The organism is Paenibacillus xylanexedens, from assembly GCF_017874615.1.
Lineage (GTDB): Bacteria > Bacillota > Bacilli > Paenibacillales > Paenibacillaceae > Paenibacillus > Paenibacillus xylanexedens.
Genome location: NZ_JAGIKV010000008.1, coordinates 94132 through 115749 on the forward strand (window position 1 = coordinate 94132; position 21618 = coordinate 115749).

At 46.3% G+C, this 21618-nt stretch carries 22 protein-coding genes; 6 read left to right on the top strand and 16 right to left on the bottom strand.

Going from position 1 to position 21618, the window contains the following annotated elements:
- Window positions 1-50: 50 nt before the first annotated feature.
- The 4 genes from J2Z28_RS12490 to J2Z28_RS12500 all read right to left on the bottom strand — a co-directional run bounded on the left by J2Z28_RS12490 (window position 51) and on the right by J2Z28_RS12500 (window position 4212).
- Window positions 51-1514, bottom strand: a complete 1464-nt coding sequence (locus tag J2Z28_RS12490) for a GNAT family N-acetyltransferase (RefSeq protein ID WP_211082748.1) — start codon at window positions 1512-1514, stop codon at window positions 51-53.
- Window positions 1515-1758: 244 nt separating this feature from the next.
- Window positions 1759-3267 carry a copper amine oxidase N-terminal domain-containing protein gene (locus J2Z28_RS12495; protein ID WP_211082749.1) on the bottom strand — a complete coding sequence of 503 codons (1509 nt, stop codon included), beginning with the start codon at window positions 3265-3267 and terminating at the stop codon, window positions 1759-1761.
- A 208-nt stretch (window positions 3268-3475) separates the two neighbouring features.
- A complete protein-coding gene (locus J2Z28_RS31485) occupies window positions 3476-3604 on the bottom strand; it encodes a hypothetical protein (RefSeq protein WP_017691584.1) in 129 nt (42 codons plus the stop codon).
- A gap of 140 nt (window positions 3605-3744) precedes the next feature.
- Window positions 3745-4212: a DUF1877 family protein gene (locus tag J2Z28_RS12500; protein ID WP_211082750.1), complete on the bottom strand. Its 468-nt coding sequence runs from the start codon at window positions 4210-4212 to the stop codon at window positions 3745-3747.
- 96 nt (window positions 4213-4308) lie between these two features.
- Between J2Z28_RS12500 and J2Z28_RS12505 the strand changes: the two genes are divergently transcribed.
- Together J2Z28_RS12505 and J2Z28_RS12510 are read left to right on the top strand one after the other, a co-directional pair.
- Window positions 4309-4773 (top strand): DUF4385 domain-containing protein, encoded by a 465-nt coding sequence (locus J2Z28_RS12505; protein WP_211082751.1) that lies wholly within the window; start codon window positions 4309-4311, stop codon window positions 4771-4773.
- Window positions 4774-4877: 104 nt separating this feature from the next.
- Complete coding sequence (locus tag J2Z28_RS12510) at window positions 4878-6185, top strand: VWA domain-containing protein (RefSeq protein WP_211082752.1); 1308 nt, start codon at window positions 4878-4880, stop codon at window positions 6183-6185.
- A gap of 22 nt (window positions 6186-6207) precedes the next feature.
- Here the strand turns inward: J2Z28_RS12510 and J2Z28_RS12515 are convergent, their stop codons facing one another.
- A complete protein-coding gene (locus J2Z28_RS12515) occupies window positions 6208-7023 on the bottom strand; it encodes an SDR family NAD(P)-dependent oxidoreductase (RefSeq protein WP_211082753.1) in 816 nt (271 codons plus the stop codon).
- A gap of 249 nt (window positions 7024-7272) precedes the next feature.
- Here J2Z28_RS12515 and J2Z28_RS12520 point away from each other — a divergent pair, with 249 nt between their 5' ends.
- The gene (locus J2Z28_RS12520) at window positions 7273-7932 is read left to right on the top strand and encodes a TetR/AcrR family transcriptional regulator (protein WP_211082754.1); all 660 of its coding nucleotides are present in this window, start codon (window positions 7273-7275) and stop codon (window positions 7930-7932) included.
- 132 nt (window positions 7933-8064) lie between these two features.
- On the opposite strand, the gene J2Z28_RS12525 is transcribed toward J2Z28_RS12520, so the two are convergent.
- The 4 genes from J2Z28_RS12525 to J2Z28_RS12540 form a co-directional block, all read right to left on the bottom strand.
- Entirely contained in the window at window positions 8065-9126 is a 1062-nt protein-coding gene (locus J2Z28_RS12525) for an LLM class flavin-dependent oxidoreductase (protein WP_091035571.1), read from the bottom strand.
- Between the two features lie 191 nt (window positions 9127-9317).
- Window positions 9318-9575, bottom strand: coding sequence for a hypothetical protein (locus J2Z28_RS12530; protein WP_074092774.1), 258 nt, complete (start codon window positions 9573-9575; stop codon window positions 9318-9320).
- Window positions 9576-9684: 109 nt separating this feature from the next.
- The gene (locus J2Z28_RS12535; RefSeq protein WP_211082755.1) at window positions 9685-10497 is read right to left on the bottom strand and encodes a class I SAM-dependent methyltransferase; all 813 of its coding nucleotides are present in this window, start codon (window positions 10495-10497) and stop codon (window positions 9685-9687) included.
- Window positions 10498-10650: 153 nt separating this feature from the next.
- Window positions 10651-10992: a zinc ribbon domain-containing protein YjdM gene (locus tag J2Z28_RS12540; protein ID WP_211082756.1), complete on the bottom strand. Its 342-nt coding sequence runs from the start codon at window positions 10990-10992 to the stop codon at window positions 10651-10653.
- 238 nt (window positions 10993-11230) lie between these two features.
- Between J2Z28_RS12540 and J2Z28_RS12545 the strand changes: the two genes are divergently transcribed.
- Window positions 11231-12382 (top strand): VanZ family protein, encoded by a 1152-nt coding sequence (locus J2Z28_RS12545; RefSeq protein ID WP_211082757.1) that lies wholly within the window; start codon window positions 11231-11233, stop codon window positions 12380-12382.
- A 167-nt stretch (window positions 12383-12549) separates the two neighbouring features.
- Here the strand turns inward: J2Z28_RS12545 and J2Z28_RS12550 are convergent, their stop codons facing one another.
- The 7 genes from J2Z28_RS12550 to J2Z28_RS12580 all read right to left on the bottom strand — a co-directional run bounded on the left by J2Z28_RS12550 (window position 12550) and on the right by J2Z28_RS12580 (window position 19775).
- Window positions 12550-14007 carry a carboxylesterase/lipase family protein gene (locus J2Z28_RS12550; RefSeq protein WP_211082758.1) on the bottom strand — a complete coding sequence of 486 codons (1458 nt, stop codon included), beginning with the start codon at window positions 14005-14007 and terminating at the stop codon, window positions 12550-12552.
- 280 nt (window positions 14008-14287) lie between these two features.
- Window positions 14288-15382, bottom strand: coding sequence for a metallophosphoesterase family protein (locus J2Z28_RS12555; protein ID WP_211082759.1), 1095 nt, complete (start codon window positions 15380-15382; stop codon window positions 14288-14290).
- The gene (locus tag J2Z28_RS12560) at window positions 15382-15720 is read right to left on the bottom strand and encodes a DMT family transporter (RefSeq protein ID WP_083684565.1); all 339 of its coding nucleotides are present in this window, start codon (window positions 15718-15720) and stop codon (window positions 15382-15384) included. The genes J2Z28_RS12555 and J2Z28_RS12560 overlap by 1 nt, the downstream gene beginning before the upstream one ends.
- Window positions 15717-16487, bottom strand: coding sequence for an HAD family hydrolase (locus tag J2Z28_RS12565; protein WP_211082760.1), 771 nt, complete (start codon window positions 16485-16487; stop codon window positions 15717-15719). The genes J2Z28_RS12560 and J2Z28_RS12565 overlap by 4 nt, the downstream gene beginning before the upstream one ends.
- Before the next feature lie 96 nt (window positions 16488-16583).
- On the bottom strand, window positions 16584-17957 hold the full coding sequence (locus tag J2Z28_RS12570) for an ABC transporter substrate-binding protein (protein WP_211082761.1): 1374 nt from the start codon (window positions 17955-17957) through the stop codon (window positions 16584-16586).
- Between the two features lie 37 nt (window positions 17958-17994).
- Window positions 17995-18840 carry a carbohydrate ABC transporter permease gene (locus tag J2Z28_RS12575; protein ID WP_243391263.1) on the bottom strand — a complete coding sequence of 282 codons (846 nt, stop codon included), beginning with the start codon at window positions 18838-18840 and terminating at the stop codon, window positions 17995-17997.
- Window positions 18841-18899: 59 nt separating this feature from the next.
- Window positions 18900-19775: a carbohydrate ABC transporter permease gene (locus J2Z28_RS12580; RefSeq protein WP_036671737.1), complete on the bottom strand. Its 876-nt coding sequence runs from the start codon at window positions 19773-19775 to the stop codon at window positions 18900-18902.
- 198 nt (window positions 19776-19973) lie between these two features.
- Between J2Z28_RS12580 and J2Z28_RS12585 the strand changes: the two genes are divergently transcribed.
- Together J2Z28_RS12585 and J2Z28_RS12590 are read left to right on the top strand one after the other, a co-directional pair.
- A complete protein-coding gene (locus J2Z28_RS12585; RefSeq protein ID WP_211082762.1) occupies window positions 19974-20540 on the top strand; it encodes a GbsR/MarR family transcriptional regulator in 567 nt (188 codons plus the stop codon).
- Between the two features lie 240 nt (window positions 20541-20780).
- Window positions 20781-21500 carry a hypothetical protein gene (locus tag J2Z28_RS12590; RefSeq protein ID WP_244988257.1) on the top strand — a complete coding sequence of 240 codons (720 nt, stop codon included), beginning with the start codon at window positions 20781-20783 and terminating at the stop codon, window positions 21498-21500.
- Window positions 21501-21618: the final 118 nt, after the last annotated feature.

Sequence of the window (21618 nt, forward strand, 5' to 3'; positions counted from 1 at the left end):
ATCATCTCAACCGGATTAGTATGCTTCCGTATTGGCCCTGCCATTCCTCCTCAGGACTTCATAGCCTCATAGGCTGCAAGTAATTTCTCTACTTCTACTCCATTGATCTTCATCCCGGTCACTTGACATTGTTCCAACTGAACCCCAGATAGATCGCAATCGATAAAACGACTTCCCCCAAGATCACAATGCGCCCAATGCATGGGTACACGGTCAGATCCAAGATGTGTGTCCTGGAATTGAACGCCATCCAAAGCACAGAATTCAATCTTGCTATCGGTTAGGCGTAAATCAGCCAGCAATATATTGGTCATATTTAGATTGGTAAATTTGCTTCCACTCAGGTTGCAGTCAGTGATCCGACTATTGGTCAGGTTACTGGTGCTGTAACGGACTGAGTCCAGATTAGCTTGAACATATTCAACCACCGACTCACCCGAGTCCTTGGCTAATGTCTCATCACATGTTGGATCAAAAGGATCAGTTGACATGTTTTTCTCATATCCAAACTCATCCTCAGATGCATAGATACGAACATATCCCATTTTTTCGTAAAAATGATGATTATCCAGCTGCCGACCTGAGGTCTCCAGCTTCCAGGTTTCAATCTGCGGAAATTCAGCTTCAATAAACCTCATGACTTGAGTTCCCACGCCACGGCCCTGGCATACGGGGTCAATATAGATCTTATCGATCCTGGCATGTTTTCGTCCAAGCACGTTAACACTCACTCCACCAATGGCACATCCGTCGGATTCTACAACATAATAATCCCATTCACGGATCACGTAACGATGCATGCGAACTGACGAATAATCAGGCGGGCATAGATTGTTATCGATATCCTTCTCATTATCCGCCCAGACTTTTATGACATGATCAAAAGCACGAGTGCAAATCTCTGTAAGTACAACAGCATCTTCCTGCTCTGCTCGTCGTAAGCGAATTTCAGAATGTACCTGCTTCGGTTGCACCGGTTCGGACTTTACTTTAAGCAGTTCAAAATAATCGTAGTTCTCCTGATCCACAAGTTTCCTGCGAGAGATATAACGAAAACCCGCATGCTCCAGAACTTTGCGTGACGGCTGGTTGAACGGCTTCACAATACCCACAATTCGATCCAGCAAGGTATGCTCAAATAAATATGCTGTTAGGGCATGCACCGCCTCTGTGACATATCCTTTATTCCGGTAATCACGGGAGATAGCGTAGGCCACTTCACGGTCAGCACGATCCAGCAGGTCATTTGGAAATACGCCACACCAACCAATGATACGCTGATCTTTATTGTGTACAACGGCAAGCAGGATACGTACATCTTCCGGGTTGAACTGTTCATATCTGCCAACGACAAATTTCAAAAATTCGCGCAACTGCTCCTCGGTCATCTTCCAATCTGGCAGGACATCTGTGATTTCAGGTTGTTGGGTTAGTGCATACACGGCAGCCTGATCTTCAAGCGTAAATGGACGCAACGTAACGGAGTTTGAATGGATGAATAATTGACTTTTCATATACAACACCTCTGGGGATTTATTTAGGATGAAACGACAAAGAGAAGCACCTCCAATAGAGGCACTCCCCGATCCGTTTCATCATTTCAGAAACGCCGAAGCTCCTCGTAATGGGTCAAAAGGACACACGTATCCCGTTCATGGTCAAACGGAATTTTTGCGGTGTTCTTTTCACGATCATTACGAGAAATCTGGCATACTCTGAAATCCCCTCTCATACTAAGGCTTACTTACAACGTCTCACTTAAGGACGGTCAATGTAAATCCAGCCTGTTTCTTGTTCCTTATCTACAGTAGCTCCAAGGGATTCAGCCATAAAGCGCAGCGGCACATACGTCTTGCCGTCTTTGCCTACATAAGCGGATTCCACCATAGTCACTTCTTTACCAGCAACGGTTGCCTTCTTGGAACCTACGGTCAGGACAATCTCATCACCAGTGATGTCGTCAATGACAACAATTTGGTTTGAGCCTTTGGTCCATTTCACTTCAGCATCCAATTCTTCAGACACGTAGCGAAGCGGAACAAATGTTGTGTTCTTAACCGTGATCGCCCCAGCGTATTCATCATCCGGGAAGAGCACTACACTTTTACTCGTGATCCCAGCCTCATCTTTCAGCAATTGGTATGCCAGTGAATTGGAATCAAAATTGCGCAGCATCTGTCCAGGCGTAATATCATCCTTCATCAGATCCATAACGCCGCCCGAAACATCCACTTCATCAACTGCAACTGTGCCACCGATATTCCACTGTTCACTATCTCCACTTACCGTTACAGAGTTCACCGGCAGATCCTCAGAAGCAGGCAGCGCTACTTTCAGTTCAAAGTTTTGCTTGCGAATATCCAGCTTGCTGTCGAGATAAAAGTCCAATTTCAGTTTGGTTTCTGTGCCAAATACCGTTTTGAATTCGGGGGTCTCATTCAACAGGTTGTTCAGCTCCTGATCATAATTGACCAGCATACTGTCCAGTCCTACTTTGATGATGGCATATAGTGACGCAACGGCTTCATCTTTCGATTCAGGAACGATCGAATTCAGCGTGTCGTCTCCCCCACCTTCTACCTCATTCACTGCTTCCAATACAGGGTAGAACACATCGTACAGATCTCCAATCAGGTCTTTCAGTCCTTGCTCATCCTTCGAAATACTCGTCAGGAACGGTTTAACCATGGCAAGCATCTCTTCACCACTAACTTCCAGATGCAGCTTGGAGAGGCTAAGTGCTTCGCCATTCACGGATTCCTGTACCGGTGTTACGGAGATGTTCTTCGGATTGGACAGATGCTTCAGGACAAAAGAGAACAGTTTCGGGGAAAGTTCCTCGAGTTGTTTCTCCAGAGCCTTCGTATCTACCATTGGAAGCGCTTGTGCATCCTGCAACGTATCCAGAGATATGTACAGCGGTTTCTGGGCTCCGTCCAGATCAATGACCAATTGGGACTCATTCATGGACAGGTGGAAAGGTAACTTCGTTCCCTCCATGCTCAGTGTACCTTTGATCGATGCTGTCTTCGCATCTTTCATTTTGGCTTGATCAATATCCAGGGAAATGGAATTAATTAGTTCGATCATTTCAAGGTCTTTATCTGTAGCAAATTCCTTAGCCGGTTCTATGTTTATATTCATGGATTGTCTGGATTCACCGGACTTGATACTCGCGCCATTGGCCATTGCTTTGCCAACGTCTACTCCACCCACAGCCTGACATCCTGTAAGAACAACCATTAAAAGTACTAGTGGCACTGCCATCCATTGGACTAACTTCCGATTCGTAATATGAACTCCTCCTTAGAAAAATATGGTTCATTTCCATTATGAAGGTATGGGTAATTCTTGTAAACGGATACGCAAAAAAATAAACCAAAAGGCCGGAGCATGTCCGACCTCTGGTCTATCTATATTTCAGCATATCGTATGTTTCGATAAAACATCCTGCTTCATTGTGCAATGCTGGGAGTTATTCTTGCTCCTGATCTTCTGCGAGTTTCTCATCCGTTTCTTCATCTTCCGCAGTTGCGGGAGTCTCGAATTGATCCGGCTCGTCCTCTTGAATCGCTTTGTTCTCTTCGTTCTGATCCTGTGTCATATCGCATTCCCTCTCTTCTACCGGATTGTCATGTCATCAAGGCCTGAGCCTTGTGTCTATCAATAACCCGAATAGGCTTAGTTCAAACCTACTTCAGTCAGTGTCGGCCATAGAATTCCCATCTTAATTTTAGTGCTCATTTAGAAAACATAAAAGATGATCCCGTTCCCACTTGCAGCCGTGGCCTGAAACAAGGCCTGGACATCATCTACAGTCTGAACGATCTCCTGAAATGTCTCTTCCGCGTCCCAATCTTCCATGACAGGATAGACACCTTCAGCGATCATCTGGTCCAGACTATACCGTTGCTTCAATTCCTCCGGTGTGAGCTGCTCCAATGCCATGTAGGCTTCCAGCACCTGCTCGTTACTAAGCAAAAATAGATCCATGTCCAAATAGTTTCCCGCGTATTGCTCACCTGCGAGAGGCACCACATAACCGAGAGGTGGTTCCCCCTGTACCAGGTTACCGTTCAGCGTGAACTGCAGCATTTGCCATGTTTTATCGATATCCAGATCCACTGCACAATCATGCACACTAACCTCACCTGACTTGATGGATTCAACTAGCTCCTTCGTAACCACAAGATATCTGCCGGACATTCCCATACCGTTATCCCTCCTGTGTAATTGATTCTGTTGTTCCCCATTAACCGTGCTTGATGTAAAAGAATCGGGGTAATCCCTATCAAGGAGGGCGTATACATGAAAAAATTTGATTACAGTCTCAATTATGATGAGTTGGATCTGCGCAAACATCCTGAGTTGTACACCGTAGGTCGGGGCGAGCAGGGTGTTCTGATGGTAGAGCCGTACAAAGGCGAGATTCTGCCACACTGGCGGTTCAAAACACCCGAGATTGCGACAGAGTCATCGGAGAAAATCTATGAGCTATTTTTGGACTATAAGAAAAAGGGAGATTTCGTGGGTATGGATATGGCTCGCAAATTTCTCCAGATGGGTTATACACGGGCCAGGCGGTATACAAATCACAAAGGAGGACGCAAATACTCGAAGGAGGATGGCTCGATCCTGCCCTATCAGAATGATAAGGTGAAGGCAGAAGCCGCCGCCATATTCAAAGCGCAATGGGAGATTGCGAAGACCGATCCAGACTATGTGAAGATGAAGAAGGAGCATCAGGAAAAGTACGAGTCTGATGAAGCGTAGGATCAACGGTGAAAAGATTGACTTATGGAAACATTTGTCTCAGAATCGATCTTGTTACTGTACATTTTCAACCATTATATTGGAGAAGAGAGGCGCATCCGATTATGACAGATTCGTTCATCCACTTAAACACAGGCCAGAATATCAGTATCAACGAATGTGCTCAACTTCAGGTAACCATTCAATGTACTTTATCTCCTTCTCCCTTGGATGTTAGCTGCTTTATGGTGAACGAAGAGGGAAAGGTCCCATCTGACGACTATTTTGTATTTTATAATCAGAAGGCCGATCCCCATCAAAGTGTACTTCTGCAACAGGCAGAGGAACTGAAATCCTCTTTTGTACTGGATACAAATCAATTACGGCAGGCCCCTGTGGAAAAATGTGTGTTTACGGCTACTCTGGATGCGGGAGGGACTTTCGCCGATGTTCAGGCATGTCAGGCGATTGTACAAGCGGGTTCCCAGCAGATCACCTATGAGATCACGCAGGTCACTGCGGAAACAGCACTTATTCTCATTGAAATCTATAAGTATCGTGACGGGTTCAAAGTTCGTGCGATTGGACGAGGTTTCTTTGGTGGATTGCAGCCGCTGGCAGAGTCATTTGGTGTTGAAATTGAGAGTAACGACACCTCGGAAGCCGAACAGGTTCTTCTCACAGCACAAGCTGAAGTAGCAGCGGCCTCTCCAGAAGTCTTGGCACCTGTTGCTGCACCAAACACGAATCATCCACCGCTTAACCTGACCAAGATTGATCTCCTCAAGCGTAAAGTAACCCTGTCTCTGCAAAAGAAAAAGATTGAACCTATCCAGGCACGTGTTGCCGTTGTATTTGATGCATCAGGCTCCATGTACCATCTGTATCGCAAAGGCATCGTGCAAGAGGCCTTCGAGCGTATCCTGGCGATTGCATCAGCGTTTGATGATAATGGGGAGTTGGACGTCTGGTTCTTCGCCAAAGACTTCTTGCGTGCACCTAGCGTCACCGCCAGGGATTTCGAGAATTATATTGAACGCACATATACGCTGGGAAGCAAAGGCGGTACCAATAACGAACCTCCTGTGATGCAGGATGTCATTCGCAAATACACGATCGAGGAACCCAATGTGAAGATGCCAACGTATATTATCTTTTTTAGCGATGGTGGAGTCAGTCAAAAAGGGAAAATCATGCGGCTTATTACCGAAAGCTCAACCAAAAACCTGTTCTGGCAATTTGTTGGCCTAGGCCAAGCCAATTACGGTATTCTGGAGAAACTCGATGACATGACTGGACGTTTCATCGATAATGCTGACTTTTTTGCTCTCGACGACATTTCCAAGATCAGCGATGAAGAATTGTACGATCGTCTCCTCACTGAATTTCCAGGTTGGATAAAGGAAGCTCGGGCCAAAGGCATTTTGGCCTAAAGCTTTTACCCTATACCACTAATCAGGTTTGTATTTTTTTTGGTTTAACACCCTCGGAACGTGGACGGAGCATACTTCCTACGATTCGCAACATGGACTTGCGTGGTATGAGGCGGGTGAGCTGTGCTGTCCAATAATTCCTGGCCCCCGGCACAGCATAAGGTTTGCCTGACTCCAGTGCCCTCATGGCTACGGCCACGACATGCTCAGGTGTATCACGTTTGCCCACCGAGGCTTCATCAGCACCTACTACATCAAAGAACGAGGTCTCGGTTGAGCCTGGGCATAGTGCCAAAAACTGTACGCCACGCTTCCTATTTTCTTCGTATAATGCCTCTGTAAAAGAAAGTACAAATGCCTTCGTTGCTCCATACACAGCCATATACGGATCAGGTTGAAAGGCAGCCGTCGAAGACACATTAATGACAGCACCATTTTTCTTCTGTAACATGCCTGGCAAGAAAAGATGTGTCATGTTTGTCAAGGCGAGCACGTTCAACATAATCTCGTCCTGTTGCCTTGAACCATCAACCTGTTCAAAACATCCATGGGTAGCAAATCCCGCATTGTTGATCAGCATATCGATGTGTATTCCCCGATTCTGACATTCCTCATATACGTTCTGAGGTGCCTCTACTTCGGAAAGATCCGATACGATTACCTCAGCCCTTACTTGATATGTACGTTCTATTCGCTCTGCCAATTGATTCAGTTTGGATTCTGTTCTGGCCACCAGCACAATATTTTTACCCTTAGAAGCCATTTCGAGTGCAAAAATTTCCCCAATACCTGAAGAAGCACCTGTAATAAGTACCCATTGATGCTGTTCCTTTATCATCTCTCATCCATCCTCTATGCATAATTTAAACACTTGTTTTCATTAGGAAACACTGTTTCTGTATAGAACCATCGTAACCAAATTGCATGACGCTGTCAAATGCATTTGTTAAATTTGGGCTTAGAACGGGGTGCTCACTTACTAAACTCGGATTAAATTGACGTTATCCGGCGTAAAACAGTAGAATGACCATAAGCGAAGGAAACGTAGTTTCTGTTCAACAACAATACGGTTACGAGGATGAAATCAATGAAGGATCTTAATTCGGGTTCCACGGAATCTGCACATACGGTAACAACCTTTCAGGAAGCCAGACTGCAGCACTCGGATAATCTGCGGCAAAATATCGTACATGCTGCTGCTGCTTTACTGCAAGAGCATGGACCAGAAGCTGTCACGGTACGCCGTGTAGCTGAACGCATGGAGTGCTCCACCAAAATCATATATAACCTTTTTGGCAAAAAAGAAGGGTTGGCCAAACATCTGTATCTAGAGGGATGCTCCCTCATGGCCCAGCGTTTTGAAACTATACCCCGGCAGGCATCGTTCGAACAATATTTCCGTGATCTGGCCTACGTCTACTGGGACTTCGGCATTTCTCAATCCAGCTTCTATCAGCTGATGTTTGGAGGATCTTTTTCCGAATTCAAACCAGATGGAGAAACCTTACAGGGAACAGCGACTGCACTTAAGCAAGTGTCTGCCTTAGTGGAGGTAGCCATTGAACAGGGAATGCTTCAGGTACAAGATCCCATGCTTGCAGTTCGGATGATCTGGGCTCCCTTACACGGTGTTATTCATCTGTATTTGGGAGGCCATATTGAGAGCGAAGAAGCTGCCAAAACCCTCTATGATCATTCGTTGTCAATGGTTATACACTCCCTTGTGAGTACATCTGCGAATGGATAGACATTAAACCTGTGCTGTTTTAGATACTTTTAGAAGATAAACGAAAAAGGAGCAGACCCATTGGCGTAATACGCCTAGGGCATGCTCCTTTATTTGGTTGACTCTATCTAGTTCCGTATCGATTTCAGTCGATTAACGTGCCTCTTGGTTCTCCGCTTCCCAACGTGCAATTTCTTTACGCACGATTGGAGCGACTTCTTTACCAAGCAGTTCGATCGCTCTCATGACCTCGTTGTGCGGCATGGTGCCGAGTGGGGTGTGCAACATGAAGCGTGTAATCCCAACTTCCTTGCGCAGGTAAATAATTTTCTGAGCTACGGTCTCCACATCACCTACATACAAAGCACCCTCAAGGCTACGCGCCGCATCAAATGTCGCACGGCTGTAGTGTCCCCAGCCACGTTCACGGCCCAGTATGTTCATGACCGCTTGCGCTGGCGGGAAGAATTTCTCCACGGCTTCGTCTGTTGTATCGGCAATGAAGCCGTGAGAGTGAGAAGCAACCGTCAGCTTGGAAGCATCATGTCCCGCATGTGCAGCTGCTTTCTTGTACAGCTCCACCAGTGGTGCGAATTGCACCGGACGACCACCGATAATGGCAAGCACCAGTGGCAAACCGAGCAGTCCTGCACGAACTACCGATTCCTGATTACCACCACTGCCAATCCATACCGGAAGTTTTTCCTGTACAGGGCGCGGGTAGATGCCCAGATTGTTAAAGGAAGGGCGGTGTTTGCCTTCCCAGGTTACTTTTTCCGAATCACGCAGCTTGAGCAACAAATCCAGTTTCTCGTCGAATAACTCATCGTAGTCGTTCAGATCGTAGCCGAACAATGGGAACGATTCAATAAATGATCCCCGCCCTGCCATAATCTCTGCACGTCCGTTCGAAATGCCGTCCAGTGTAGCAAAATCCTGATATACCCGTACCGGATCATGCGATGACAGCACCGTTACCGCACTCGTCAAGCGAATATTCTTGGTCTGTGAAGCTGCGGCCGCCAGAATGACAGCTGGTGATGAAGCGGCGTAGTCGGCACGATGATGTTCTCCCACGCCATATACATCCAAACCCACCTGATCTGCCAAAACAATCTCTTCAACAACATCGCGAATGCGCTGCGCATGACTGATAAGTTCTCCTGTTTTTACATCCGGATTCGTCTCCACAAATGTACTAATTCCGATTTCCATTGTCTGTTCCTCCCTGGTATGAAGCGATCCGTTGTTCATCTTACCTATTGTAAGTAGATCACCTTTTGTTATGTATCTTAATATTGAACTATTTTGATGAAAAACACAAGTACCCCCTGTTTCCAGAGGGCACATTTATGTTTATTTTCTATAATTATGGCTTGATCAAATTCCATAAACCTCTGAAATTTTCATCGAGGACCTCTCATGCCAACATATCGTTCTCTTGCCACAACTTCTGGACGTGAAGTGTGAAAAAAGCAGTATTCCCGTCTGGGATCTTCCTGATGCAATTCACCATAACGTTTTAGTGCCTTTGTAGAATCATCAAATGAATCAATCACTGCCATCTCTTCAATGTAACGCTGGCCTTCTCTAGAGTACGCCTTGGTTGCCTCAAAAACGACCCATTCATTAGGGAATCGCTCCTGAACTTCCTTCCATTGCATAGTGACACCTCCAGACCATTAGATAGAAATATTATATCATGTGCAAACAGCATTCTATGGACTGATATTCTAAAATACATAGATTTTTAGAGCATTGCCTGTAAGTCTATTATTTCTTCCTCCCGATGTACAGCAGATGAGACGAGATTCCCAATATGGAAGGGTCTTTGGCGGCTTCAATCATATATTGAATGAGTTCTTCGTACTCGCCACGCTCTTTCCAATATTGCTGTTGCTCGTCCATGAGCATCGCTCTAAGGCTGGATGAACCAATCAAATCAACGGTTTCAAATCCATGTTGCTCCATGAAGGGTGTAACGTCCTGAATATTAAAATAGTATGCTCCCGTAAATCGTCCTTGATCCTGATGATCGAATATACCCTTTTCCACAAAAGATCGGATTGCTGCCATGTTATCATTTGGTTTCCATTGCTGCGGAGATTGTAACGAATTGATACTCATGCGCATTCGGCTTTGCATAGCTACAAACACCACGCCCCCTCGCTTGGTCACACGGTACAACTCCCGCACAGCAGCCGTGCGCTCTTCGTCTGTCTGCAAATGATATAACGGCCCCAGCATGAGGGACGCATCGTACGTCTCATCAGCCATACCGGAGAGCGAAGTGGCATCGAGAACATGGAACCCATCGAATTGCTGTGTCAAACCAAACTCCTGAGCCTTTTGCCTCGCAGTATCCACAGAGGAAGGTGTCAGATCCGATAAAGTGACCTGGTACCCCAGCTTCGCAAGCTCCATGGCATACTTTCCCGGTCCTGCGCCATTATCCAGAATACAACCAGTAGCGGGGAGATGCTGCCTGATGTAATGCATGTTAATGATGAACTCAATTGGTTCCCGCTCCAGTCTGCCCCACTCATCAAACCCGGAATAATATTCAATAATATGATCTCTCTTCATCGCTCTGACACCTGCCTTTTCTTATATGTAGACCACCCAACTATAATCAGAAAAATTAAATTCCAACCAGTATATATCTACTAAATATTTCCTGTCAAACAAAAAACGTTCAATTCCCATTGAATGCGGAACAGAACGTTTCTCAATATGATCTTATATCTTTTTCACAAACTCAGACTTCAACTTCATCGCACCCAAGCTGTCGATCTTGCAATCAATATCATGATCCCCATTAATCAGGCGGATATTCTTCACCTTCGTGCCTTGTTTAACCACAAGTGAGCTACCTTTTACCTTCAGATCTTTAATGACGGTAACGGTATCGCCATCACTTAGCACATTTCCGTTGGCATCGCGGATTACTTTTGCATCCTCTGCGTTATCATTGTCTGCTTCCAAAGACCATTCATGCGCACACTCCGGGCAAACCAACAGGTTACCATCCTCGTACGTGTACTCTGAATTACATTTGGGGCAGTTAGGCAAATTAGACATATGTATTAAACTCTCCATTCTACGATTGGCATTCCCGCAAGTATACGGGATTTCGACGGTATATTCCATACGCTTGGTCACTGCATGGATGGATTTAAACCAAATTTAAGGTTCATGCATCCCTCACTTTAAGGGTAACTACTTATGATGTAACTATTAGATACGCACTACACATACATGAATTTTTATGTCTCTATGAATTGTTATATTATATTTAATACCAAAGGAGTTCCTACTCATGTCCTCATATGTTTTCCCTGTGCAAACGGCTTTTTTGATCTTTGTTGTTGCGGCCATGTTCTTGCTGGTGCCTTGGTTGATCTATGGTTATCGCAAAGACGGCTTCTTCAGTTGGTCACGGTTTGGCATCAGCTTTTCGTTTATCTTTTATATTCTGGCCGCCTATTGCCTCGTCATTCTGCCGTTTCCGACTACGCGAGATACCTGTGCGCAGCAAGCCGCTGACACGATCTACTACAATCTGGTTCCATTCACTTTTGTCAAAGACATCATGAAGGAAACACCCATTGTATGGACCCAGCCTTCCAGCTATCTCAGCATGATTCAGGGCAGAGCCTTTCTGCAAGTTCTATTTAACGTCCTGCTTCTCATGCCGCTGGGTGTATATATCCGTTACTTTTTTCAAAAGAGATCATTCTGGAAGTACGCCCTGCTTGGTGGATTCGGGCTTTCCTTATTCTTCGAGATCACTCAAATCACCGGATTCTACGGGTATTATAATTGTCCTTACCGCCTCTTCGATGTAGATGATCTGTTATTGAATACTTCGGGAGCAGTCATTGGATTCTTCACAGCGCCCATCCTGCTTGCTTTATTCCCATCACGTGCAAGCATTCAGGCGAAAAGTGAACAGCTTGTGGAGCAAAACCGAGTGTATACTATGCCTCAATTGCTCGCGTTAATTATCGATGGAGTCGTTGTTGTCTTCCTTTCGAATCTGATATCGATCTTCACAGCATCTGATGTGATCAGTGATGCGCTAAGTACATCCATTGCTATGGTCATTGTACTGTTCTTCATACCTTGGGTGCGAAATGGGATAACTCCAGGCTCGGCCATCTTGCGATTCCGCTATGTGAATCGTCAGACCGGCACACCTACCAGTGAATCGTTATTCAAAAGATTTGCCGCACTCTATGTTCCATGGCTGCTCGTTACGATCATTCGCTTGGTCAACGATTATGCTTTTTCAGGTCATCAGGATGTTATGCTTCAGCCTTATCAAATGTGGATCTCCTTGGGAACATTCGGCATCTATATGTTAGTCTACGCCGTGCTCTTTGTTCATGTCTTGATCGTGCTCTTCTCCCGTGAAAAACGTTCCTTCTACTTCGATGAAGTGTCCCGCACACGTGCCTCTCGTAAATAATGTTTGGAGTATAACAAGGCATAATGTACCTCTAATTAGTGCTTACGTTCTGCTTACTTCGTTAGCCAGATTACAAAAAGAGGACGTTCATTCTCAGAATGAACGTCCTCTTTTGATCGGGCACATAGCAGTTATTCAGAGTATTCATACACAATAACCCACCTGCATTATAATCCTAACAGCTCTCGCTTGGCTGCATCCGGATCATGTACGACCTCAATCTCATGGTTGAAGATTAGTGTCGCACGATCCTGCTCATATTCAGGCCAGTTCACACCTGCAACTTCAGGTTTGCCGTTCTTGGCAAAGGAAATCCAGGCATCCTGTACCTTGAGGGCAAGTGCCGCAGCAGCTTCATCCGGCTCTGCATTCATGAATTTGAGGACATGCAGTGTATTAAACACAAAGAACATTTCGATGCTGTGAATTGCTCTTTTTAACAGGGGATGTTCCGGCATCACCCAATCAAATCGATACATCCACACTGGGGCATACTTCTGCTGTGCCGCAGCATATTGCAGCGCTGACCGCCAGAAGAACATATCGGTCATCACTTGAGCTTGTCCATCTGCCGTTTTTGGATAACTATCCGCGATGGCTACCCGGTTCTCCAGATCTGGCGTCATAAAGTCTACGCCCTGAACCATATCGATTTCTTTTGAAAAAGGCACATGTGGCTGGATGAACAGTGCACCCTCGTGTAATGTCGTACCAATCAGCACCGGAATATCCTGCGCTGAGCCTTCGCTCACTGCCTGAAGTGGCATCTGTGGTAGTGTCTGCCCATCCAATACAGGTTGGAACAATAATGCCATACCCGCCCCGCTCTGCTGTTTGACCGTTTCACCCGCTGCAATAATCTGCTCTACAGGAATTGTATTTAACTTCTGCAGGTTGTCCCGGTTCACCCCAAGAATCTTTAACATCCCTTCCCGCAACGCTGAAGCTTGCTCTGCCGGCATGAACTGGGATGCACCGCTCTCCATAATGGCACGTTGGAACAGTCCTTTGGCCGCTGGCATCGCCATCAGTGCTGCAATACTCATACTGCCTGCTGATTCGCCGAACACCGTAACTTGATCCGGGTTACCACCAAAAGCAGAGATATTATCCTTCACCCACTGTAATGCCGCAACTTGATCCAGCAGACCTGCATTGGATACATATGAATCACCCAATGGAGCCATATGCAGGAAACCCAAAGGTCCTAATCGGTAGTTGATCGTCACAACGATGACGTCCCCCCGAACCGCTAACTGTGTACCATCATACATCGGCTGGCTACCTGAACCTGTTACAAAGGAACCACCGTGAATCCATACCATGACCGGCAGTGGTGTTGCTCTTTTTTCCTTAGGTGCCCAGATGTTCAGATATAGACTATCTTCTGACTCATTCGGAATTTCTGTCTGGCCTTCTGATTGATGATTTCGTGGTTGTATATTCTCAGGTCCAAATTGATTGGCCTGTCTGATTCCATCCCATGACTCGGGCTGTACCGGAGCCTTGAAACGCAGCTCACCTACTGGAGGTTTCGCATAGGGAATGCCTTTCCATACGCTTGCATCGTGCAAAAGTTCGCCTTGAACTGTACCATATGTCGTTTGAACCTGAAGTTCTCTCATGCCGCTTCTACTTCCTCTCCGTAAATAGGTTAAATTAACGAGTACGTGCATATCATGTGTACTTATTTGAGTATAGTTTGTAGTCATACCTATTTACAACTTTACCCAACTCTAGCCTCCCCTGCTACGTTTCACGTGGAACTTTATGGGGTGGATGATCTGATACATATCCTTAAGATGGATACCAAAAAGGCCACCCTTTGAGCAATGTCATCAAGTTTTACTTGTCTTAATGGCATTGACCCTTAGAGTAACCCTTTCCTTTTTACCACCCAAATAACTACCCTTCTACAGGATAACTTACCGTAAACTCAGCACCCTCGATCCATTCACACGCGACAAAATCCCGTCCTTTCACAACAACTCGATCCTTATAAATCTCCACATGAAGCCCTTCGCTGCCCTCCAGATGCTCATCCTGATCCGTCCATAAATAACCTACTGACGACGCATTGAACATCGTTGGCATGTGGCCTGCACCATCGTACATCGTATGCTGTGCCTCCAACTGCCAATGGGTGTGACCCGAGAAAAGGATCGCTTGCGGGTAATTGGCCAGAACGGCCTTGAGTTCAACATCCTGATTCACACCATACCATCCCTGTTCCTTCAACGATCCAGCTACCGTATCCATAAGCGGCTGGTGCAAGAAAATGAAGATGGGATGTTCTGGCGTTGCACGCTCAGACAATTTGGCATCCAGCCACTCCAATTGTTCGGCCGACATATCACAATCCTTCGGATGAGGTTGCTCGGTGCCCAGGAAAATATAATGATACCCATCAATCCAATGGTCGTGGTAAGAGCCCTTCATGCCGGTTGTCCCTTCAAAATCACTTAATCGACGCTGCCATAACCCGGCGACTGTAATGGGGTCCATTCCTGAAGAGATAGTTTCCCCGTCTTGGCCCTCCTGCTCCGAAGGTGCAGCAGGCAACGTATAGGTCCCGCCGGATAGTTGCTCAATCAGTGCAGCTGATTCAGCAGCGGTTTGTTTTGTGACCAGCTCGATATCTGCTTCCTGCTCCAACAACTCGGCTACTTCATCTTCTTTCATCTCAAGCAAAACGATCGGTGGATCTTGCCATACCACGGCTCCAATATCATGATTACCTACCGTGTACCGAATATCCGGCAAGCTCTCCGCATGTTGCTTCCAGATGCGCTGCAACTCACGATATTCGCTCGGCAGCCCCCGATCCGTCACATCGCCCACATGCATAATCCCGCTGCTCCCCTGACTGAATGTTGCTATGTCGGCTAATGCTTGGTCCAGATGCCGGTTATGAATATGGTCTGCCTCATCTCGCACATGTGTGTCCGTAATAACCTGAAAGCTGGCAAGAGGTTGCTCCGGTGTATGTTCATTTCCCATCAAGAATCACTCCATTTCAGTCCAATAATGCCAATCAGAATAAAACCGATCCAGACCATAGACGTGAGCCGCAGACGTTCACCAAAAAAGTAATGCCCCACGACGCCAATGAGCGTAATGCCCACGCCAGACCAGATCGCATAGGCCACAGCCAGCGGCATATACTTCACTGCAAAGTTGAGAAACGTAAAACTTGCGCCATAACAGACAAACATCAACACCGAAGGCCATAACCGCGAGAATCCATCCGATACTTTCAGCAAAATGGTAGCGCTCAGCTCCAGCCCGATGGCCAGTGCCAACAGTACCCAGCCCAAGTAGGCGTGACTGTTCGTCATCGATTCAGCCCACCATTCAGCAATTCATGGAAGGATTGAATCGTTCTATCCGCCAAGCGGATTTTTCCCGGTTCTCCAATGCCAATCCTGTACCCCGCACCGGCGGTTCGTGCCATCTCCATGTCTCCGTCCGTATCTCCAATAACCACAGTATGTTGTACAGATACTCCCAACCGTTCACAGGCAAGCAGTAGCATATCGGGAAAAGGTTTGCCCCGCTCCACCAGATCCGTACCAATCACCACGTCAAAAAAGGAATCCAGTCCCATCCACTGTAAATGTTTAATTGCACTGGGTGTATCATCTGCCGTCACGACACCCATAGCGACACCTTCGCTACGGCACTGTTCAAGGAATTCTTGAACTCCCGGTAACGGACATGCCGGACGATGCTGCTCCATCTCTTCCTCCGCTCGCGCCAAACACTCCCGAACCATGATCTTGGCTTCCGCCCAGCTAAGACCCGCACGATATCCATGCCACGTCAGCACGGCATACACTTCATCCATGGTTCCCATCGCAAGTGGCCCCCGCACGTCATACCCATTCATTCGGCCTTGTTCATCGTGGAATGTACCCCAGATCTGTGGAAGTTCATCTGTATTGATACGAAGTCCCCTGGTCGCCAACTGATCTCTGAAGTCGTTCAACACACAATCGGTCCAGAACCCCCACATGCCCGTAAAATCAAGTAATGTCCCGTCCTTGTCGAACAAAACGGCTTCAATCGGATTTGGTAATCCGTCTACATACGTTTCATCTTGCATTGGTTAACTCCCTTGTCTGCGATCTTTATGAACGGAAAGGACGGTACAGCATGTACCGCCCCTTTCGCTTAATTCACGTGCCTGTATATAAGTTTATTATTTCGTTACACGATCCAGTTCCTTCTGTGCTTTCTCTTTCGCTTCCTTCAGCGCTTGTTCCGCTGGCATATTATTGATCTGTACCTGATCAGCTGCATCCTTCAATGCATCATTGATTTTGCCACCCGTTGGATCCTGGAATGGAGCCGAAGCGTGAGCTGCCTGTTGCAGTGGTACGGTGATCTGCGGATTTTCCTCACTGAACTTCATGAACTCTGGATCTTGTTGAGCCGATTGACGTACTGCAATATATCCGGTGTTCATGGACCATGAAGCTGTGTTTGAAGTCTCAGAGAAATACGTAAGCCATTTGTATGCTGCCTGTTGTTGTTCAGGCGTTGCAGCTGACGGAATACCTGCCGAAATGGCACTTGCTACCGGTTTTCCTTCACCAATACCTTCCCAGCCTGGTTGTTGCATTGCAGCGACTACGCTAAAGTCCAAGTCACCTTGGTCACCACTAGATCCGGTGTAACCTGCTGCTTTATTTTTCATCACATCATCAATCGTTTTGTACCAGTACTCCCAGCCCTGACCTCCATAGTGAATGCCCATAATCTTGTCTTCGTTAATCCATTTACGGAACAATTCCCATGTCTCGATCCATTCCGGAGAGTCGATCATAACGGTTTTTCCATCGTCGCTAAGAATCTGTCCGCCCTTACCCAGCACGGCATCAATCATATTGTCTCTACCCCACATCGGTTCCCAACCATAGAAGGTGGTCTTGCCATTTTCTTGCTTGCTCATCTTCGCTGCCGCCTCAGCCAGCTTCTCCCAAGTCGTCAGACTCGCTGGGTCGATTCCATTCTCCTTGAACGTATCCATACGGTAATACATGATCTGAGTTGTACCGTACATTGGCAAAAAGTATTGCTTTCCATCCACCTGTCCCTGGTTCAGGAATGTCTGAATGAAATCGTCTTTCTTAAAATTCGGATCAGCGGCAATCATCTCATCCATGGGTGCATAATATCCTTTGCGTGCCCAGTCTATATTGGAGCTGAGTACAGCGGCTGGAACCTTCTTGGAAGCAATTGCTGCTTGCAGCTTCTGTTCCGTTTCCGTGTAATCTGCTTGTACAATTCCTTTTACAACGACTTCGTTCTGGGAGGCGTTGAACGCATCAATCGTCTTTTTCATGTTATCGCCCAGATTACCACCCAGACCATACCAGAACTCAATCTCCACCGGATCTTTCGCCTGAGCTTCGGTTCCACTGGCAGCAGCCGTCGTGCCTGATTCTGCGGGTGCTTGTGTTCCACAAGCAGTCAGCAGTGCAAAGCTTGTCGCGAGTACCAGCGACATGCCACTCTTCCAGTTCAACCTCAATCTCTTTTTCCATGTCATGCTTGTCTGACTCCAATTCATTGTTGTTCCTCCCGTTTTAGGTGAATGGTAGTGCATATCAGTTCTTGTTCACACCAGCCGTGATATTCACGCTCTGCATGATGGTCTTCTGGGTGAACAGGAAGAGAATAAGTAGGGGTGCGATGGTGAAGGCACTCGCAGCCATAATCTGTGGCCAAGCCAGTCCATATGCCCCGCCCTCTACAAAGAAACTGCGCAGACCCGCCGATACCAGCTGTAAATCAGGGTCTTTGGTGATGAGCATAGGCCAGAAATAGTTGTTGTACTGCTCAATAAACGTAATCAGCACCATCACGGCGAAGCTTGAGCGAACAAGCGGCGTAATAATCGTCCAGAGAATCCGGAAGTGGGATGCACCGTCCAGCTGTCCGGCTTCCACCAATTCATGAGATACCTGCATGAACGCCTGCCGAATCAGGAAGATGGAGAACACGCTGACGCAGTTGGATACAATCAAGCCTGTGTAGGAATCCAGCAGGTTAAGCTCACTAAGTACCAAGTAACTAGGCAGATACACGGCCGTACTCGGTATCATATAACCCACCAGAATCAGGGATGTTAGTGCACCTTTGAGACGGAATTTCATATGTGTCAGGGCGTACGCCATCATACTGGAGTTGACGATCTGAAATAGACAGATGGCTAATGCCACCCCGGTACTGTTCAGGATATAACGGGCAAATGGTGCCGCATTCCAGGCATCCACATAGTTGCTCCACAGGAATGTCTCCGGCCAGAAGGTCGGCGGAAACTGCCAGATCTCATCATTGGTTTTGAATCCGCTAATGACCATCCAATAGAAGGGAAAGGCTGTACCCAGCGCGATAATGGCTAGCAGAAGGTAGCGGATTAATTTACTTATTTTAAAATTCGGTTGTGACACGTTCTGCAACTCCTTGCGCTTCATCCGTTTAGACTTTTTGTTGGGCAATGTCATTGTCATTAGTAGTGCACCAGACGTCTTCCAAGCAGGAAGGATACTCCCGACAGCAACACGCAGATCAGAATAATCACAACGGCGATGGACGAAGCTTCACCTACATTAAAGGATTCGAATGCAGACTGGTAATACATGTACAGCAACGTTCTCGTTGATCCTGCCGGTCCACCCTGCGTCATGACATTGATCTGGTCATAGGCTTGCAAGGACTGGATGGTAAGAATAATTGAGAGAAAAAACGTCGTTGGTGAGATCAGCGGCAATGTGATACTTCTGAACTTGTCCCAACCGTTGGCCCCATCGATTGAAGCTGCTTCGAGCAGATCGGATGGTAGATTTCGTAGCGCAACGAGATAAAATACCATCGCCCACCCAATCGACTTCCAGAGCGTGACGATCAGAACGGCAACCAGTGCCCAGTCCGCGTCACGCAACCAGCCGATCGGAGATACGCCAACCCAGCCCAGCATCAGATTAGCGAGTCCCACTTCGGGCTCGAAGATCCAGGACCACGCAATGGACACCGCAACTGTCGGGGTGACCCAAGGTGAGAAGAGTAATGTCCGGAAGATGCCGGATGATTTGATTTTGCTATTCATGAGCATCGCAAGTGCCAATCCGCCTACAATAGTTGGGATTACACTTCCCAGTCCGAATAACAAGGTTACTTTCAGTGATCGATAGAATTCAGAGTTTGTCAGCAGATAACTGTAATTGTCCAAACCAACAAACAGCTTGTCCGGGCTCATGAAGTCCCAATCGGTGAAACTGAGATAAACGATATATCCCAGAGGTCCCAGCCAGAAGATCAGCAATGGGATTAGAGCTGGCAGCGTGAATAGAACTGCTTCAGACTCCCTCCATAGTTTTAAACGCAAATCCCCCACTCCTTACTGTCCAATTTTTCTTTAATGATTGGGAATTTTTGAGTATAATCAGCTTTATACTTATTCTGTACAAAATTGATTGTACACTCGTATTGAAAATTTTAATTCCGGCTTATGTTAAAATTGGAGCAAGTCATGTAAAATATGAGGCAGCTAGTGGGAACGCTATCATAAACCAGAGGTGACATTGTGGGAAAAGAAACTGCCGGGAACCCGAACCATTCTTCGTTACCTGATCGGCATGCGCTGAGGGAGAGAGTCATTGAGGCCATCGCCAATACGATGGATCTATATGGGGTTAATCATACGTTTGGCAAATTGTACGGCATCATGTATTTTGAGGATCGACCGATGACACTTGAAGAGATGAAAAACTCGATGAATATGAGCAAGAGCAACATGAGCTATGCGGTTCGTTCGCTTACAGAATCACAGATGATCTATAAACTGGAGGAAAAGAAGGATCGCCAGGATCAATATCTGGCTGAGACCGACTTCTATCGTACGTTCCAAAATTTCTTCGGGGCCAAGCTCCAACGGGAAGTAGATGTCATGTTAGAAGGTATTCGTGAGGTCATTCCTGACCTGTCGACAATGATCCTTTCGGAGCATACCTCTTCTGAAGATCGAGATGATGCACTGCGTGATCTGCACAAACTCCAACACGCGGAGCAGTATTACGTCTGGCTCCAAGAATTCGTGGATAAGTTGCGAGACGGTAAATTTTACGAGAGTTCTCTTCCGAAGAATGACTAATGTGCAGTAGTGAAAGAGAATCGAGATCAGCTTAAAGCAAGATAGGAAAAGTAAGAATTCCAAAACGGTATGGGAAAAAATCCTGTGCCGTTTTTTGATACAAGCAAGGACAATTTCTTAATGGACTAACGACTACGTCGCCATCGGCATTATATTTGGGCAATCGGTAACACAAAATGGGCTAATGCATAGACTGGGACTAAATAAAAACCAGATTCTTATGCATTGGAGATGTGAACATTGAGTAATACAAAAAATAAGGTTAAGACTCAGCAAATTCCCATGAAAAAAATTGCTCCCGTAAGCATGATATCGGAGCTCCCAACCGTCCGCGGTAATGTAAGAACTTCCTCCTCAAATCCTAAGCCCATCTACTATGAAAAAGATACATCCTCGGCTATCAATGAATGTGTAGATCGCGCTTTTCGTATTCCGACCTTTTTGAGTACAACCAACACGGTAAATGACCTGCAAGGACAATTTCTGAACCGTCTTATTGCGGAAATTGAAGATGCATTGCTCTTCCCCCGCACATTGCCCGTAAGCGAACAATATCCGGAAAATATCCTGACGAATATACGGCGCTTGGTTTTTTCGAGCTATGGCTTGCTCGCCATCAACTTCCAACGATTTTTTGTTCAAATTCTTAAATCCAATGTAGGAGGGCCACCAACAAACACCCCATTCTGGGAAGGATCTACTTTTTCTCAAATCGAGCCTGCCATGGCTTTTCAATTCGGGATTCCAATTTTATTAGTTAGAGAGACGGGAACTGACGTCAGTAATGGAATTTGGGCTGGAGGAATTACACCTCTCAACATATTTGTTGATTGGGATTCCGAAAACCAATCCGTAGAGGATTTCTTTAACAGTGTTCAATGGAGAGAGGTCTTTGCATACTGGGCTGCAGAGGTACGGGGTAACTATTTGCTCCGAACAGAACCCCTGTTCAATAATTAAATCATTACCATGAATTCAAAGGTATGTCAGTTGAACCTCGGGTTTGCCCTTTCTTGAACTTATGGATACAAAAAAGAGCGGGTTATCTTATCGATAACCTGCTCTTTTTCTTCATTTT

What these genes read in the sequence shown, in the direction of transcription:
- J2Z28_RS12500 (WP_211082750.1), bottom strand. Translation starts at nt 4,212, where the DNA reads ATGGGAATGTCCGGCAGATATCTTGTGGTTACGAAGGAGCTAGTTGAA.
- J2Z28_RS12535 (WP_211082755.1), bottom strand. Translation starts at nt 10,497, where the DNA reads ATGAAGAGAGATCATATTATTGAATATTATTCCGGGTTTGATGAGTGG.
- J2Z28_RS12490 (WP_211082748.1), bottom strand. Translation starts at nt 1,514, where the DNA reads ATGAAAAGTCAATTATTCATCCATTCAAACTCCGTTACGTTGCGTCCA.
- J2Z28_RS12505 (WP_211082751.1), top strand. Translation starts at nt 4,309, where the DNA reads ATGAAAAAATTTGATTACAGTCTCAATTATGATGAGTTGGATCTGCGC.
- J2Z28_RS12495 (WP_211082749.1), bottom strand. Translation starts at nt 3,267, where the DNA reads ATGGCAGTGCCACTAGTACTTTTAATGGTTGTTCTTACAGGATGTCAG.
- J2Z28_RS12515 (WP_211082753.1), bottom strand. Translation starts at nt 7,023, where the DNA reads ATGATAAAGGAACAGCATCAATGGGTACTTATTACAGGTGCTTCTTCA.
- J2Z28_RS12525 (WP_091035571.1), bottom strand. Translation starts at nt 9,126, where the DNA reads ATGGAAATCGGAATTAGTACATTTGTGGAGACGAATCCGGATGTAAAA.
- J2Z28_RS12540 (WP_211082756.1), bottom strand. Translation starts at nt 10,992, where the DNA reads ATGTCTAATTTGCCTAACTGCCCCAAATGTAATTCAGAGTACACGTAC.
- J2Z28_RS12550 (WP_211082758.1), bottom strand. Translation starts at nt 14,007, where the DNA reads ATGAGAGAACTTCAGGTTCAAACGACATATGGTACAGTTCAAGGCGAA.
- J2Z28_RS12510 (WP_211082752.1), top strand. Translation starts at nt 4,878, where the DNA reads ATGACAGATTCGTTCATCCACTTAAACACAGGCCAGAATATCAGTATC.
- J2Z28_RS31485 (WP_017691584.1), bottom strand. Translation starts at nt 3,604, where the DNA reads ATGACACAGGATCAGAACGAAGAGAACAAAGCGATTCAAGAGGACGAG.
- J2Z28_RS12565 (WP_211082760.1), bottom strand. Translation starts at nt 16,487, where the DNA reads ATGCAAGATGAAACGTATGTAGACGGATTACCAAATCCGATTGAAGCC.
- J2Z28_RS12555 (WP_211082759.1), bottom strand. Translation starts at nt 15,382, where the DNA reads ATGGGAAATGAACATACACCGGAGCAACCTCTTGCCAGCTTTCAGGTT.
- J2Z28_RS12570 (WP_211082761.1), bottom strand. Translation starts at nt 17,957, where the DNA reads ATGAATTGGAGTCAGACAAGCATGACATGGAAAAAGAGATTGAGGTTG.
- J2Z28_RS12530 (WP_074092774.1), bottom strand. Translation starts at nt 9,575, where the DNA reads ATGCAATGGAAGGAAGTTCAGGAGCGATTCCCTAATGAATGGGTCGTT.
- J2Z28_RS12520 (WP_211082754.1), top strand. Translation starts at nt 7,273, where the DNA reads ATGAAGGATCTTAATTCGGGTTCCACGGAATCTGCACATACGGTAACA.
- J2Z28_RS12560 (WP_083684565.1), bottom strand. Translation starts at nt 15,720, where the DNA reads ATGACGAACAGTCACGCCTACTTGGGCTGGGTACTGTTGGCACTGGCC.
- J2Z28_RS12545 (WP_211082757.1), top strand. Translation starts at nt 11,231, where the DNA reads ATGTCCTCATATGTTTTCCCTGTGCAAACGGCTTTTTTGATCTTTGTT.